The sequence below is a fragment of the Lacimicrobium sp. SS2-24 genome (assembly GCF_002201535.1).
GTDB lineage: Bacteria > Pseudomonadota > Gammaproteobacteria > Enterobacterales > Alteromonadaceae > Lacimicrobium.
The window spans coordinates 1-15,318 of record NZ_NIWW01000015.1 but is presented as its reverse complement, the minus strand read 5'-3'; the positions used below and the strand labels follow the sequence as shown (position 1 = coordinate 15,318).

Here is a 15,318-nt window from a genome sequence, read left to right as displayed (position 1 = left end):
CGTGCGAATGAGGACGAGGGCGCGCGGTGAATGACGCGTCCAGGGCGTGGCACGGTATAACCCTTATTCCTGCTTCCGGGCAGGCTGTGGGCGCTCGCGCCGATACAGATGTAACACCTGTTCATCTGGCTTCTGACGATAATCACCTATAAATACAAATCCCAGACGTTTCAGCAGATTTATGGAACCCTGATTGTCCGGCTGGCAAAAGGCCATCAGCTCAGGGCGACCCTCCTCATCGGCCTGGTTAACCACTGCCTGAGCGGCTTCAGTAGCCAGTCCTGCGCCTCTTCCGGCGGGTAAAAAAGCAAAGCCAAGATCCGGATGGGGCAGATTATCCCGCTGCATTAATCCACACAGGCCTACGGCCTGGTCGCTGTCTTTGAGACCTACCCGCAACATACAAAAGCCATGCTTTTTATACAGGGTCAGCGGCCCCTGATGAATAAAGTCTCGGGCCGCGTCGAGGCTGGTAATGCCTCGGTCACCAATAAACCTCAGCCAGTCCGGATCATTGACCAGCTCTAGGATAAAGGGCGCATCCTGGTCATCCAACAAGCGCAAATTCAAACGGGGAGTAATCAGTGGCAACATATCTCTGGCTCAAAAAAGACCGGCACAGGGCCGGTCAATGGGTCTCAGAGAAACATAGTAAGTGAATTTGTCTGTTTGCACAGTCCGATGAGATATTATTTGTCCGTGTAGCGACGAACGACTTTGCTGCTAAGGGCCGGATTATCCAGCTTTAACTTTACCGGGCGCTCCAGAACAATTTCGCCGTCAATCTGTACGTTAGCGGCAATGGTCAGGGTCGGTTCACGGTCAGAGTCCCAGCTAACCCAGCTATTATCACGACTGCGCCTGATGGCGACATCGCCCTGAATATGGGTGTTACCCAGTAGCTCCACATCGCCGTTGTAGGTTTCAACGTCACCACCGATGCGGGCATCAACCAGACGCAGATCGCCGTTAACGTTTTCCACATCACCACCGACCTCGGCGCCCCTTTGCAGCAGAATCTCACCATTTACGGTTTCCAGGCTGCCTTCCACTTGCAGGTTCTGACCGGCTTCAATGCTGCCATTGACGGTTTCAGCACTGCGGATGGAGACATGATCGGCCAACTCAATGCTGCCATTGACGGTTTCCAGATCGCGGGCGCTGCTGTGGCTTTCCATCTCAATGCTGCCGTTGACCACACTCAGGTTCTTCGCACTCTGTCCGGATTGAATATCAATATCACCAAACACGCCATCAATGTTGCCACCTTGTTGATCGGCCCCCACATGCACGATGCAGCCGGTCAGTAAAACGGACATCAGGGCCGTGGCGGAGACGATGGAGAAGACACTGTGTTTCATGGTAGTTCCTTAGTTAGCGTTTTTTCACAACATTTAACGGTATTCAGCAAATCCTTTGCCAACTATTTAAACCCATGAAAACTAAGGGTTAATTAGTTTTTCACCCAATGCTGATAGTGCAGATATGGCTAACAGTTAGCGAAAAGCACCACTAAGTTCTGAGAATGGTTCACGTCAGAGCGGGCATAAAAAAGCCGGTGTCAGGCACCGGCTTTGCATTAACACAGCCCGACTTAGTCGTAGCCCAGGCCCCCGTTGATGATTTCCGGTTCCGTCTGCGGACCGGGGCGGGTACCAGAGAGTCGATACCCATTGGCGAGATTGCCATCATGGCAGTCCAGTTCGCCTTTGATACAGTTGTCCAGCAGTGCCTGCATGGCCTCAGGATGCCAGCCGTTAAACCAGTCGCCGTGCAAAGACATGCCGCCGGGGCTGTTTTCGCTCACTTCATACATATCGGCGGCAAGCTTCCAGCCTTTGCTGGAGCGGCTTTGTGGATCATAGACTTCAGGCTTTACGCCAAAGGCGTAATGGTAACTGGGACGCACAATCGGCACCGGGTGCGAGGCCGGGCACTGTGTCCCATTGGGGCCCCCTTCGTTAACCGGATAGGCCATATGGCTCTTATGGTCGTCACTGTCCAGGTCCACGCCATTCCAGCAACTGGGGAAAAAGATGTCCATGCGCAGGCGGTCCGGCGCGATACACTCGGGAATACTGGCACTGAACTGAGGATTCTCAGCGTCATCAGACTCCCAGGACTGGCAGTGCCAGCGCACAATAGACGTATCCTGTGCCATGCCGGGCTGACCCATATGATCGCCTGCTATCATGCGCAGACCCGCCGGAACAGGTTGAATGGCATCTAGGTCGTCGATGCCCGCAGAATAATAAAAGACCTCATGGGCTTCGTCGTCGTTACCTACTACCGCGGGTACCACCTGCCAGGCTGGCTCGCCATTGTCATCATAAATCCGCTCGCCGCTGTTCTCATCATACTTGGGCGCCAGCAACGCCGGTACCCAATAGGAGGAAAGATTCAGGGTGTTGCCCTGACAACTGGACTCGCCCTCGGTATACAAAGACGCCATAGTGGTAGTGTGATCCACCAGGGTATTGCCATAAAAACGGTGCAGGTGAGCGGCGTTCTCCTGGCCTGGAAACACAATCGGGTCGTTGTAGCTGGAATGGGAAAAATCACAATTAATACGATAAATTCCTCGCCAGCTTCCTTCCGCCACGCTGCTGGGCTCAACAGTGGTCGGGATCAGTTCAGAATGTGCCTCTGAAGTGGTGAAAATACTGTTCACTGACCACTGATATGCGGCCGGCTCGCTGCGGTTACCACTGCTATCCACGGCCCAGACCTGGAACTGGTGGCTGCCTGCTTCAATGAGTAACAGGGTAACAGGGCTCTCGCAGGTACCAATGGCTTGATCATCTAACTGGCACTCATAGGTATAGGCTGCGTCGGTGTTAAAGCTGAATGTGGCGAAACTCTGCTGGGTGGTGGCCGACGGTGTTGCGCTGAATTCAGGGCTGGTTGGCGCCGTACTGGCGGTTTGTGTTGTGGCCGTGGCCACGGTTGTGGTGGTTTCCGTTTCGGATTCGCTGCCACCGCCACAGGCGCTCAGTACGCTCAGGCTGATGACACTGATGAAAAGGGTTTTGTGTAATTCCATGATGAATTCCTGTGCTGTTTAAAAGGGAGAACGGCGAATTATTTTTTACAATGCCAGTGTTTGGCATGCTGCCAGCATGTGCGGGTTTTAGCGGGTTTAGCGTGCACCACTACCAGGGCGGTATTGCTATGTTCTTTGTCCAGCATCACGGCGGTTTTGACCGCGGTTTTTCCCGGAGCGGGTCTAACCACACAGGCGCTCAGGCTGGTGATGCAAACAAGTAAAAGAAGCATTGTCAGGGCTTTCATAGGGGTCTCCTTCGTCAAAGACGTTGTCTTGCTCAGATGTGCAGTCTCCTGGAGCTGGCGATGTTCTGAGCATGGCGTTGTGATGGTGATAAGTATGCCTGCTGGGATGTAAAGAAACGTCAAGGCCGGGTAAAGGTGCTGTAAAAGTGCACAGGAGACCCGCAAATACCATAAGGCACTGGATTCCCGCCTGCGCGGGAATGACGGGGCAGAGCGTGTGAATGAGGAAGAGGGCGCGCGCGGGAACGACGCCACCGTCTGTCATGCCCGAATGTGGTTATCGGGCATCCAGCGTCTTTCACCTGTGTTGTTTAAGGACACTGGATTCCCGCCTGCGCGTGAATGACGAGAGGGGGCGGGAATGACGGGGCAGAGCGTGCGAATGAGGAAGAGGGCGCGCGCGGGAACGACGCCACCGTCTGTCATGCCCGAATATGGTTATCGGGCGTCCAGCGCCTTTTACCTGTGTTGTTTAAGGACACTGGATTCCCGCCTGCGCGGGAATGACGAGAGGGGGCGGGAACGACGCCATCGTCTGTCATGCCCGAATGTGGTTATCGGGCGTCCAGCGTCTTTCACCTGTGTTGTTTAAGGACACTGGATTCCCGCCTGCGCGGGAATGACGGGGTAGAGCGTGCGAATGAGGAAGAGGGGGCGGGAACGACGCCATCGTCTGTCATGCCCGAATGTGGTTATCGGGCGTCCAGCGTCTTTCACCTGTGTTGTTTAAGGACACTGGATTCCCGCCTGCGCGGGAATGACGAGTTAGAGCGTGCGAATGAGGACGAGGGCGCAGAAATGACAGCATGATGGCAGCAGTAGGATCAGAACAGCAGATCCATCACCTCGGCCAGGTCGGTTTTGCCGGCGCGAATTTCGGCTTCACTGAGATCGGCAATTTCATGGGGGAATACCAGCCACTCATCGCTGGTGCGCACGTAATAGTCAGGTTTAATGTCCACTTTAGAGTTTTGCGGCTTATACCAGGGGCAGGCAATGCGAATGTCGTGGGGCGTATTCAGCCGCGACAATTTGCGGATTTGTTTGATCAATGCATCCACGCTGCGACCGGAGTCAAACACATCATCCACGATCAGCAGCTTATCGTCAGCATTGGCGTTTTCAATCAGGTAGTGCAGGCCATGCACTTTGATTTCCTTGGATTGTTTGTTCACCCCGTAGTAAGACGACGTGCGCACTGAAATATGATCAGTGGTAACCTTTTTAAAATCGAAAAACTCCTGCACAGAAATGCCTACAGGGGCACCACCGCGCCAGATCCCCACAATGTAGTCGGGACGAAAACCGTCGTTGTAGACGTCTGAAGCCAGACGAAAGGAATCCCTGAGCAGTTCGGCTGAACTGATAAAACGCTTATCGGACATGGATTTGATATCTCAGTAATGGCATAAAGACATAGTATATCAACAGCACTGTGTGTTTGGAAAACCAACCCCGGGAGAAAACCATGCTCTTAACCCAGTCCAGCTGGATGGAAGTGGAGGACTATCTGCAACGTTCCACCAGTATTCTTGTGCCCATTGGTTCGATTGAACAACATGGCCCCAATGGCTTGTTGGGAACCGATGCCATCTGTCCACAGGTGATTGCCGAGCACGCCCAGGGTCTTACGGACATGCTGGTGGGACCGACCTTTTCGGTAGGCTGTGCGCAGCATCATCTGGGGTTTGCCGGGACCATCACCTTGCGTCCCTCCACCATGATTGCCAGCATGCTGGACTGGACCGCCTCATTGCAGCGCCATGGTTTTGAGCGTATCTACTGGCTCAACGGACACGGTGGCAATGTGGCGACCATTAACGCCGCCTTTGCCGAAAGTTATGCCGCCCGCAGTTTTGCCACCACGCCATCGCGCCTGGAGTTATTGCACAAACTGCAGAACTGGTGGCAATTCGAGCAGGTGATGTCACTGTGCAAACAACTCTATCCGGTAGGCGATGGTCAGCATGCTACGGCTTCAGAGGTGGCGGTTACCTATGCCGCCTACCCACAGGCGCAGAAAAACGTGTCGATGCAGCCGAAAATTGCGCCGACCGGCAGCATCACCCATGCCGAGGATTATCGTCGTCAGTTTCCTGATGGGCGCATTGGCTCTGATCCCTCACAAGCTAAAGTGGAAGACGGTGAGCAGATTATCCAACGGGCGGCAGAGGCTGTGGCGGCGGATTTTGAGCGCTTCGCCAGAAGCTGAACTATAGTGCTTCTAAATACACTGGGTCTGAATTTGTTGTGGGATACATCCATGCACGAGAATAGCGATAAACACTTTTACTTTGCCTACGGCTCGAATATGTCCTGGCAGCGCTTTGGCGCGCGACTATCGCCCATTCAGCGTGTGGGCGTTGCGCAGCTGTATGGCTTTGCGCTGAGGTTTCACAAAGTAGGGAGTGATGGCTCGGCAAAGTGCAATGCCTGGTGTACCGGGGAAGAAAACGACACCCTGTGGGGAGTGCTGTATCAGCTGCAAGCCGGGCAGCTGGAAATACTCGATGACATTGAGGGTAACGGCCAGGGCTATAACCGTCGCACCGTGGCGGTGTATCAGTCACACGAACGCATTGAAACGCAGATTTATGTGGCTACCCACATCGACGAAAGCCTGCAACCGTTTGACTGGTATGTACAACATGTTTTATCGGGCGCACGGCAGAATAATCTGCCCGCCGAGCACCAGAACCTGATCGTACAAACCCCCAGTATTGAAGATCCTGATCGGGCGCGCTTTCAGCGAGAGATCGCGATTTACGACAACCTCTGAGGAAACAGGCTGGTATCACAGCCAGCCATTGCGCCTGAATAGCCAAACCAGGGCCGCTGCCATCACGCCCATCACCCCCAGCAATACAAAGTACGCGTGCTCAAAGGCCAGCTCCGGCATGTGCTGAAAGTTCATGCCGTAGATACCGGCCAGGAAGGTCAGCGGCACGAAAATGGCGGTGATCACCGTGAGGATACGCATGGTGTTATTCAGCTGATGGGAAGACAGTGAAATATAGCCTTCCACCAGGTCGCCGCTGATGTCGTAGTACATCTGCGCCAGACTGTGCAGGCGCTCGAAACGCTCATACAAATCATTGATGGCATGCAAAATCTCGGGGTTATCCCTGGACAGAAGGCGGTAATCATAGCTGTTCAGCTCATGAGTAATAGAAAGGTGATAGTTAAAAATACGACGCAGTTTTACCAGTTGCGATTTGTATACGGTCAGGGTCTTCATCTGCGTGTCGGTGGGGCGTGTGAGTAACTCGTCCTCAAGATCACTGAGCTGATTTTCGAATGCCAGCAAACTCTCAAGGTAAAAGCCGGAAGAGGTATGCATGGTTTTCAGCGCCCATTCGGCCACCGTTTTCTGGTGCAGAAAGGGTAACTGTTGCTCCCACATCTGATCGATGCTCTTGGCACTGCCGGCATGTAGCGTGACCAGCATGCGTTCAAACAGGAAAAACACAATCTGGCGGGGTTCGTAACTCAAATGTTCATCCAGATGGGCCATACCGCGATAAATGATCAGGGTGTGATGCTCAAATTCCTCCACCTTGGGCGGGTGGCGTTCGCGCAGGGCATCGTTGATGGCCAGAGGGTGGCATTGCAGGTGTTCCAGAAACTGGCGCTGTTGCTCCGCCGACTCGCCTTGCAGGTCAACCCAGATGCGGCTGTGGCGATCTTTACGCCACTGCTCAATCAGCTCAGCGCCGCCTTCTTCGTGCTTATTACCCTGTCTGAACAAACGTGCTCTGATCATCTTTTATCCTTCGTAACGACGTTTTCGCCAGCTTATCCATAAACACCATTGTTCGCCAACCTGTTTCCTTTGCATCTCCGTTTCTCTTTATCATGCCGAGGTCACCGTCTGTCATGCCCGAAAATTGTCGTCGGGCATCCAGCGCCTTTTGTCTGAGTTGTTTAAGGTCACTGGGTTCCGCCAACAGCACGCGGGAACGACGATTGAGTTTGGTTTCTGCTGTCGCTTTCTCTTTTTCATCTCCGCGAAGGCGGAGATCCAGCGCCTTTTTGCCTGTGTTGTTTAAGGGCACTGGGTTCCCGCCTTCGCGGGAACGACGATTGAGTTTGGTTTCTGCTGTCGCTTTCTCTTTGTCATCTCCGCGAAGGCGGAGATCCAGCGCCTTTTGTCTGAGTTGTTTAAGGTCACTGGGTTCCCGCCAACAGCACGCGGGAACGACGATTGAGTTTGGTTTCCGTTGTCGCTTTCTCTCTGTCATCTCCGCGAAGGCGGAGATCCAGCGCCCTTTTCTCTGTGTTGTTTAAGGGCTCTGGGTTCCCGCCAACAGCATGGGGAGCCAGGGTTGAATTCAGCGGGGTTGTTTGCGACGGATATACAGGTTGCGGGTCACATGGGCCACCACGTCACCGTCCTCATTTTTAACGTCGACACTCAGCGGTTTGATGAATTTGTCACCCGATTCGGTGTGCGCCTGTATCTCAGCAAGGAGTGTGTCAGTTACCTCGAACTCGGCGGTAACACGGCCGCGACCCGGGCGCCGATACTCGATGCTGCCCGACTGATCCCAGACGATATACTCCTTCCCAAGGTTATGTATCAGCATCAGCATATAGAATGGATCGGTCATACTCGACAAACTGCCGCCAAAGTGCACGCCCACATAATTGCGGTTGTACCAGCGCAGTGGCATCTCCACGCGAAGATAGCGGTAGTCAGGGGTGATCTTACTGATGCGGATAGCGGTACCCCAGTAGGGCGGATAGCAATTGATTAGCCATTTAAACCAGACTGCTTTCATGAATGGCTCCACGTTATGCGACGAAGCAGGTGAAACAAGGATAATCAGTGTCTCAGCTCTGGTCTGACCTGTCCAGAGGCAAGGTGTCTGTCCCGCCCGCAATGACTTGACCAATGGCGAAAAGCGAACAAATATTAATCACTCATAGTTTTTCGGTTATGCATCATGTCTGTTTTCTACCGCTCTTGCTCGGCAATGCTGGCCTTTGTGCCGGCGTTACTGCTGGTACTGGCTCTGATATTTAGCCAAAAAACCGGTCTTCATTATGTTGGCGCCCTGTTACCCGTGCTTTGTCTGTACGGTCTGTTGCCACTGCTGGATTATCTCATCGGTACCGATACCCGCAATCCGGACCCGATTGAAGAGCAGCAATTCAGGCAAAGTGCTCTGTTACGCGTGTTGCCCATGTTGGCATTGCCGCTGCAGGTGATGCTGTTGTTTGGCACGTTGTTGTGGTTGCAAGCACAGCAACAAACGAGTCTCAGTTTGTGGTTCTGCTGGGCCCTGGCTCTTGGCGTGGTGAGTGGTATCAATGCCATTAACACCGCCCATGAGCTGATCCACCGGCCGAGCTCAGTTGAGCGTGGCTGCGGCGGCATACTGCTTAGTCTGGTGTGTTACGGGGGCTTTAAAGTTGAGCACATTCGCGGTCATCATGTGAATGTGGCGACCCCGCTGGACCGTTCCAGTGCACCGCGTAACCAGAGTGTGTATCACTTTGTGGCAGGAGCACTGAGGCACAATGTACATCAGGCCTGGTCACTGGAAAAACAGCGTCTTGCCCGTCATCATCTGCCTGCCTGGCACTGGCGCAATGAGGTACTGGGTTGGTATGCCCTGAGTCTGAGCATCGCCCTGATATGTTATCTGTTGGGCGGCTGGCCTGCGGTGATGGTGTTTTTACTGCAAAGCCTGGTGGCGGTGGTTGAGCTGGAAGTGATTAATTACATCGAGCACTATGGCCTGCAGCGGCAACAACAGGAAAACGGGCGCTATGTGCGCCCCACTGAAATGCATTCCTGGAACAGCAGCTACCGGCTCAGCAATTTATTGCTTTTCCAGTTACAGCGCCATGCCGATCACCATGCCAATCCAAACCGGGCCTATCCGATACTACGCCACATTGAGCACAGTCCCCAACTGCCCGCTGGTTATGCCAGCATGATGTTACTGGCACTGTTCCCACCACTTTGGCGCAAGGTGATTCATCCGCGCTTGCCTCCTCAACAGAGGTAGCACAGCTACCGGAGATCAGCGCTCAGCTTGTCTGGCATCGGGGCTGTCATCAACCGTTTGTGCGGTGCCCGGGGCACTGCGGGTAAAATACTGTACCGTGGTGCAGGACACCACATCACCCAGCACATTGACCGAAGTCCGGCACATATCCAGAATTCTGTCCACGCCCAGAATCAGGGCGATACCCGCCGCCGGGATCCCTACACCTTCGAGCACCATACTCAGAATAATAATCCCGGCGCCCGGTGTGGCCGGTGAACCGATAGATGCCGCCACGGCCATGGTGACGATAAACAGATAACTGGCCAGGCTCAGATCCACGCCAAACACCTGAGCCAGAAATACCGTGGCCACGCCCTGATATAAAGCGGTTCCGGTCATGTTAATGGTGGCACCGAGTGGGATCAGAAAACGGGCAATCTCTGGATTGATGCGCAGTTTGTTTTCGGTGACATCCAGACTGATGGGCATGACTGCTGCCGAGCTGCTGGTGGAAAACGCCAGCAACAATAATTCGCGGATATGTCCGATAAACTGCCGAAGGGGCCCTGGCCAGGTCAATTTGGCAACCAGCAGGTACATCAGCGCCAGTAGTACGATGCCAAGTAACACCGTAAGTACGTACACCAGCATACCACCGAGCACCTCAATGCCCAGATTCGCCACCAGTTTGGTGATCAGGCCAAACACGGCAAAGGGCGCCAGCACCATAGCCCAGGAAACAATGCGTAAACTCACTTCCTGCAAGGCACCGAGCAAATCAAAAAGCGGTTTGGATTGTTGCGCCGGTATCGACAACAAGGCGGCGCCCAACACGGCGGCGAACAGGATCACCTGCAACATCTCGCCCGAAGCCATGGAGGCCAGCGGGTTTTTAGGGATCAATGCCGACACCTTGTTAGGCAGTTCGGCCATTTCCGGAAAGCCTTTGGCGGCAAAACTGGTGAGCGGTGCGGCGTGCGTATCGGCAAGAATGCCGGCATCAATATAAGAGCCCGGCTGGATATTCAGCGCCAGAATAATTCCTATTGCCGCGGCGATAGCGGTGGAGCCGACAATAAACAGCAGCGCGATAATACCGTTTTTCTTTAACGCATCAGGATTATTGTTGGCAGCGAGCCCCCGCACCACGGAGGCGAGCACCAGGGGCACTACAATCATCTGAATAATGGCCAGAAACAATTGCCCCGGCAGGGCCAGCCAGGCGGTGATGTTTTTCACAGCCCCCACAGACACCCAGCCCAGATCTGGCCCCAGTAAAATTCCGCACAGCACACCGAGGAAAAGGGCGATCAGCACCTTAAGCCACAGCCGTCCCTGAATCAGCTTGTCGAATTGCGCGGTTAACTTCACCACGGGCTGCAAAAATAGCGGCAGACTGAGCATGCATACCTCCTGTTGAATGATCCTTTTACTCAGTCTACATCATGGCACCTGCCAACTCAGAAGACATCAGACTTTTATTGATCTGGCCCAAGTTTGTTTTGTTACCTGCGTTTTTCTTTGTCATGCCCCAGTGTTGTTATCGGGCATCCAGTGCCTTTTTTCTGTGTTGTTAAAGGGCTCTGGGTTCCCGCCAACGGCATGCGGGAACGATGAGGACGCATGCGGGAACGACGGTAAAGGGGTGGAGTGACGCGCAAGTGCAAGAGAAGAACATGGAGGCACAGGAATATCAGGGAAGCGGAATAATTGTTAGCATGTTGGCAAGGGTGCGCAATGTGCGCCTTACTCACTTTTTAGCGGAGAGCTATGTCACACAACACCATCGAACTGAACCGACAGCGCCAGCCACTGGATCATTTGTCGTCTGTATGGCTATTCGGTTATGGCTCATTGATTTACAAAGCCGATTTTCCCTACCTGCAACGTAAGCCGGCCTGCATTTATGGCTGGCAGCGCCGGTTCTGGCAGGGCTCCCATGATCATCGTGGCACTCCTGAGGCGCCCGGGCGGGTGCTGACATTGGTTGAAGCGCCGGGTGAGCGCTGCGCGGGCATGGCCTATGAAGTAACCCCGGATACCTTTGAGCATCTGGATCACCGGGAAAAAAACGGTTACTTGCGGGTTTTTACCCCCCTGGCGTGGCTGCATGAAACCGGACAGACACAAGGGCTGGTGTATCTTGCCAGTGCTGACAATGAGGCCTATTTGGGCCCGGCCAGTGACACCGAGATTGCCCGCCATATTGCTGCCAGTAAAGGGCCAAGCGGAGAAAACAGTGAATACTTACTTAAGCTGGCTGACGCACTGCGTGAACTTGGCGAGCACGACGAGCATGTTTTTGCCGTTGAGCGGGAGTTGCTGGGGTTGATGAACCCTGAGTTCTAAGTGCTGGCATCACAGTGACGTACCAGGCAAAAAAATGGCCGCAACCGCGGCCATTTTTTGTGTGTTGACTAAAGGTCAGCTCAGAATGAACCCACCAGTGTCAGCATGGCATTAAAGGGTGCGCCAACGGTGGCCTGATGGGTAGAGTGTGCATTAGGGAAATACAACTCATCGGTCAGGTTCTCAATGTTTAGCTGCACGCGCATGTCGTCACTGACGTCGTAGTAGGCTGAGGCATCAACACGGGTATAACTTGGCAGCGTGGCGCTGTTGCCGTTGTCGATAAAGCTCTCGTCCTGATAGGTGGCACCCAGCCCAACACCGAATACATCGGAAACCTGATAGGTGGTCCATACTGAGAAGGTATTCTCAGGCAGTTCGCGCGGCGTTTTGCCAGTGGGGCCGTTGCGATCAACAATTTCGCCGTCGAGGTTGCTGTAGTTAGCGTTCAGCGTCCAGGCACGGGTGAGTTGCCCTTTAAACTGAATCTCAAAACCTGAAATATCGGAGTCAATCACATCCAGCGTAGAGGGATCGTTGTCGGCCACCTGAGGTGAGCTTTGCTCATTCTCAAAAATCGCTGCAGTCAGGCTTAAGCCTTTGGCGAAGTCCCACTTGATACCGATTTCCTGGTTGCTGTAAGTGTCTGGATCGAGTTTGTCATCATTACCGTTGATATCGGTGTACTGCTCACCACTGCGAGGCATAAAGGACTCGCTGTAGCTGGCATACACAGAAATGTTTTCCTGTGGCTTATAGATAATACCGGCACGGGGCGACACTTCTTCATCGGTGCGGGTACGGGTTTCCAGTACCGCGGGGTCGGCGTTGAAAACTTCAATGTCGAAGCGATCGAAGCGAGCGCCCAGCACCAGATCCAGGTGTTCTGATAACTCAATTTCATCCTGAACATAGAACGAGAACACGTCCAGATTCACGTGGGTGTCATCGTTAAGATCACTGAATGTGGCTGTAACTGCATTGCCGCTGGCATTCACACCGCTCAGACCACGGAAATTCAGGGGGCGGTTGGCAATAAAGGTTTCTCTGTCGTCACCGGTAGAATCAAATACCGGGTTGTAGCGATCCTGATTGGAGTCGGTGTTGATGAACTCGGTACCTACAATCACAGTGTGGCCAATGGCCCCGGTTTGAAACTCACTGATGAGGTTGCCAGAGAGGATCAGGTTGTCGCGCACGGTGGTGTCGATGTAGCCATCCAGCTCAACAATGTTGGTGTCTTGATCATAACTGCTGGCATAAAAGTTGGAGTACACCTTGTCGTAGTCACCGTAAAAGGCGCTGAAGTTACCCTTAATAAAGTCGGTAAACTGATGTTCAACCGCCGCTCTGAACACATGGGCTTCGAGCTCATGGTAGTTATGCTCGGGATCACCAAACACGATGTCTTCCAGCGCTTCAACAGGCTCACCGTTGGTGCCGGTAGGAATACCACGGTCGATAAAGCGCTCATGATTCACGTATTCATACGACAGGTTCACTGTGGTGTCATCGCTCAGCTGGAAGCGGGCGGTGGGGTTAAAGCCATAGCGGTCGCCGTCGTAAAAGTCGCGGTGATTTTCCAGGTACTCGTACATGGCATTAATGCGCACTGCAGAGCTGCTGCTGGTGGAGAAGTTGGTGTCGATTTCGGCATTGACGCCACCAAAGGAATTCAGTGAGGTTTTATAACCGGTGAACTGATCACCAATTTTCGCTTTTTTCGATACCCGGTTTAAGATCCCGCCGGTGCCGCCACGGCCAAACAATAAGGCATTGGGGCCGCGTAAGATTTCCACCTGTTCAATGTTGTACAGGGCGCGGTAGTACTGAACGTCGTCGCGGTTTCCGTCTAAGTAAAAATCGGCCGTGGAGCGAATGCCGCGAAACACCACGGAGTCACGGTGGCCTTCACCCTGAGAGGTGTTTACACCGGGGGTGTAATCAATAATTTGTCCCACGCTGGTAATACCGCGCTCGGTGATTTCATCGGCGGTCATGATCGACAGACTCTGTGGTACGTCAATGATGGGTGTGGGGGTTTTTACTGCGTTGGATTCGTTGATCGACAGGTACTGGCCATTAACCGTGATTCTTTCTACCTGGTCGGTGCTCTGCGCCACCGCTGAATGGCTGAGGACAAGGGCAGCAGCAATGCTCGTTAGTTGGAATCTCACTTTCGGAATCTCCACAAATTTTAAGTGTGTGTTAGCAAATTGACTGTGTGTCAGGCGTAAAAAAGGCCAGAAAATTGTCTGACCCGGGCCTGTTTTTATGGTTGTGTTTATTCAGTGGGTCGAATGTTAATACGAATAGTTCCTAATTGCACGTTTATTCCTAATAATATTTGTAGTTATTTGCTACCTCAGAAGGGGTATAGGGCAATGGGGTAAAGGTGGGTAGGGATAAGGGAGTAAAGACGTAAAAAGAAATAAAGAGGCGTGGGCCCACAGCGCTTAATCAGACTTTACTGCCGATCTTGCCCTTCTTCGTATAAGGAAATGGCATCAAAGTACGGGTTGGGCGTGAGCGCACGAATGTGCAGGATAGTGAGCAACGCAATGCGCTGCTCAGGATCCACCAGGCACAAAAACTCCCCCTCGCCTTTGAGGGTTTGGGTGGTATGCGCGCTACCGGAAACCTTTGAGCCATTGTTCAGGTGCAACTCAAGGCGATAGCCATATAAACAGGCTACCTCAATATAGTCATGTACCGCGCAGGCAATAATGGGTTTGGTCAAAGGGCGGCTCCATCGGGCTGGTGGCTTTTTTATAGCCACTTTGGGGCTGACAGTAAAGCGGCTTCTGAGAAAGGCTGTAGACAAATGCCACCGACACAGGCACCAACATAGGCCCCAATTTAGACATAGTGCCGCCACCCATGACAGCAAGGGTAAAATTCAATAAGCTGGACAGCATCAAAAAAAGAATCAACGATGCCTGATACCGTGCTGGTAACCCATGAAACCTAAACAAAGCAGCGAATCTGAAAAAATAGATCTGGAGCACGAAGCCGCGAAGCTCTTTATGCGCTGGTACGAGCGCAACACCGGGGAGATCATCCGGCATATCTGGCACAACCGACCGCGTAAGCCCGATGTCTCCTGCTATTTAAATGGTGAACGGCTGGATCTGGAAATTGCCCATCTGTATGGCTCTGAAAAAGAAGCGATGCAAATTCTTGGAAGGGAACTGGACCACAAAACCCGCCATGAGTTACAGGAGTTGGACAAGTACACTGACGCCCACGACCGCCTGCTTAATTCCCTCAACCGTATCCTGTACAACAAGTCGCAAAAGCGCTACAAAACCGAGCGCGTATGGCTGGTGATTCGTAACGCCCACCCGGCCTGGAGCGCAGAACAAATTCAGTCCACCCACCACCATATTGATGTACCGCACCACCATCCTTTTGAACAAATCTGGATAGTGGGGGACATGCAGGGTAAAAGCGGCATCGTGCAACTGTACCCCTGAGCCGCCGGGGGCGTGCCCGAATGGTGTAGTCGGGCATCCAGCGCCTTTGCGGTCATGCCCGAATGTTGTAGTCGGACGCCCGGCACCTTTGCCGTCATGCCCGAATGTTGTTGCCGGGCATCCAGCACCTTTTCCGTCATGCCCGAATGTTGTAGTCGGGCATCCAGCGCCTTTTCTGTCATGCCCGAGTGTTGTTATCGGGC

At 53.3% G+C, this 15,318-nt stretch carries 17 protein-coding genes; 6 read left to right on the top strand and 11 right to left on the bottom strand.

Annotated features, from left to right (window positions below):
* Nucleotides 1–63: 63 nt before the first annotated feature.
* From CCY32_RS16945 to CCY32_RS16930, 4 genes are all read right to left on the bottom strand, one after another.
* A complete protein-coding gene (locus tag CCY32_RS16945) occupies nucleotides 64–594 on the bottom strand; it encodes a GNAT family N-acetyltransferase (RefSeq protein WP_088332870.1) in 531 nt (176 codons plus the stop codon).
* A gap of 95 nt (nucleotides 595–689) precedes the next feature.
* Nucleotides 690–1,361 carry a hypothetical protein gene (locus CCY32_RS16940; RefSeq protein ID WP_088332868.1) on the bottom strand — a complete coding sequence of 224 codons (672 nt, stop codon included), beginning with the start codon at nucleotides 1,359–1,361 and terminating at the stop codon, nucleotides 690–692.
* Between the two features lie 233 nt (nucleotides 1,362–1,594).
* Nucleotides 1,595–3,043 (bottom strand): DUF1996 domain-containing protein, encoded by a 1,449-nt coding sequence (locus tag CCY32_RS16935; RefSeq protein ID WP_088332866.1) that lies wholly within the window; start codon nucleotides 3,041–3,043, stop codon nucleotides 1,595–1,597.
* A 38-nt stretch (nucleotides 3,044–3,081) separates the two neighbouring features.
* Nucleotides 3,082–3,291 carry a hypothetical protein gene (locus tag CCY32_RS16930; RefSeq protein WP_088332864.1) on the bottom strand — a complete coding sequence of 70 codons (210 nt, stop codon included), beginning with the start codon at nucleotides 3,289–3,291 and terminating at the stop codon, nucleotides 3,082–3,084.
* Between the two features lie 540 nt (nucleotides 3,292–3,831).
* Between CCY32_RS16930 and CCY32_RS17270 the strand changes: the two genes are divergently transcribed.
* Nucleotides 3,832–4,101 (top strand): hypothetical protein, encoded by a 270-nt coding sequence (locus CCY32_RS17270; RefSeq protein WP_168171562.1) that lies wholly within the window; start codon nucleotides 3,832–3,834, stop codon nucleotides 4,099–4,101.
* 14 nt (nucleotides 4,102–4,115) lie between these two features.
* Here the strand turns inward: CCY32_RS17270 and CCY32_RS16925 are convergent, their stop codons facing one another.
* Entirely contained in the window at nucleotides 4,116–4,676 is a 561-nt protein-coding gene (locus CCY32_RS16925) for a phosphoribosyltransferase family protein (protein WP_088332862.1), read from the bottom strand.
* A gap of 83 nt (nucleotides 4,677–4,759) precedes the next feature.
* Between CCY32_RS16925 and CCY32_RS16920 the strand changes: the two genes are divergently transcribed.
* The gene (locus CCY32_RS16920; protein WP_088332860.1) at nucleotides 4,760–5,503 is read left to right on the top strand and encodes a creatininase family protein; all 744 of its coding nucleotides are present in this window, start codon (nucleotides 4,760–4,762) and stop codon (nucleotides 5,501–5,503) included.
* A gap of 51 nt (nucleotides 5,504–5,554) precedes the next feature.
* Nucleotides 5,555–6,070, top strand: a complete 516-nt coding sequence (locus tag CCY32_RS16915; RefSeq protein WP_088332858.1) for a gamma-glutamylcyclotransferase family protein — start codon at nucleotides 5,555–5,557, stop codon at nucleotides 6,068–6,070.
* 15 nt (nucleotides 6,071–6,085) lie between these two features.
* On the opposite strand, the gene CCY32_RS16910 is transcribed toward CCY32_RS16915, so the two are convergent.
* The 3 genes from CCY32_RS16910 to CCY32_RS16900 form a co-directional block, all read right to left on the bottom strand.
* On the bottom strand, nucleotides 6,086–7,054 hold the full coding sequence (locus CCY32_RS16910) for a magnesium transporter CorA family protein (protein ID WP_088332856.1): 969 nt from the start codon (nucleotides 7,052–7,054) through the stop codon (nucleotides 6,086–6,088).
* Entirely contained in the window at nucleotides 7,023–7,346 is a 324-nt protein-coding gene (locus CCY32_RS17265; RefSeq protein ID WP_168171561.1) for a hypothetical protein, read from the bottom strand. Before CCY32_RS17265 ends, CCY32_RS16910 begins: the two co-directional genes overlap by 32 nt.
* A gap of 276 nt (nucleotides 7,347–7,622) precedes the next feature.
* Complete coding sequence (locus CCY32_RS16900) at nucleotides 7,623–8,072, bottom strand: DUF4442 domain-containing protein (RefSeq protein ID WP_088332852.1); 450 nt, start codon at nucleotides 8,070–8,072, stop codon at nucleotides 7,623–7,625.
* Nucleotides 8,073–8,237: 165 nt separating this feature from the next.
* Between CCY32_RS16900 and CCY32_RS16895 the strand changes: the two genes are divergently transcribed.
* Nucleotides 8,238–9,308 carry an alkane 1-monooxygenase gene (locus CCY32_RS16895; RefSeq protein WP_088332850.1) on the top strand — a complete coding sequence of 357 codons (1,071 nt, stop codon included), beginning with the start codon at nucleotides 8,238–8,240 and terminating at the stop codon, nucleotides 9,306–9,308.
* Between the two features lie 15 nt (nucleotides 9,309–9,323).
* On the opposite strand, the gene CCY32_RS16890 is transcribed toward CCY32_RS16895, so the two are convergent.
* Nucleotides 9,324–10,694 carry a dicarboxylate/amino acid:cation symporter gene (locus CCY32_RS16890; protein WP_088332848.1) on the bottom strand — a complete coding sequence of 457 codons (1,371 nt, stop codon included), beginning with the start codon at nucleotides 10,692–10,694 and terminating at the stop codon, nucleotides 9,324–9,326.
* 366 nt (nucleotides 10,695–11,060) lie between these two features.
* Here CCY32_RS16890 and CCY32_RS16885 point away from each other — a divergent pair, with 366 nt between their 5' ends.
* Nucleotides 11,061–11,639 carry a gamma-glutamylcyclotransferase gene (locus tag CCY32_RS16885; RefSeq protein ID WP_088332846.1) on the top strand — a complete coding sequence of 193 codons (579 nt, stop codon included), beginning with the start codon at nucleotides 11,061–11,063 and terminating at the stop codon, nucleotides 11,637–11,639.
* Between the two features lie 80 nt (nucleotides 11,640–11,719).
* On the opposite strand, the gene CCY32_RS16880 is transcribed toward CCY32_RS16885, so the two are convergent.
* Complete coding sequence (locus tag CCY32_RS16880) at nucleotides 11,720–13,816, bottom strand: TonB-dependent siderophore receptor (RefSeq protein WP_088332844.1); 2,097 nt, start codon at nucleotides 13,814–13,816, stop codon at nucleotides 11,720–11,722.
* Between the two features lie 290 nt (nucleotides 13,817–14,106).
* Nucleotides 14,107–14,379 (bottom strand): Rho-binding antiterminator, encoded by a 273-nt coding sequence (locus tag CCY32_RS17260; protein ID WP_088332842.1) that lies wholly within the window; start codon nucleotides 14,377–14,379, stop codon nucleotides 14,107–14,109.
* Between the two features lie 220 nt (nucleotides 14,380–14,599).
* Between CCY32_RS17260 and CCY32_RS16865 the strand changes: the two genes are divergently transcribed.
* Nucleotides 14,600–15,115, top strand: coding sequence for a hypothetical protein (locus CCY32_RS16865; RefSeq protein WP_088332838.1), 516 nt, complete (start codon nucleotides 14,600–14,602; stop codon nucleotides 15,113–15,115).
* The last annotated feature ends 203 nt before the right edge of the window (nucleotides 15,116–15,318 follow it).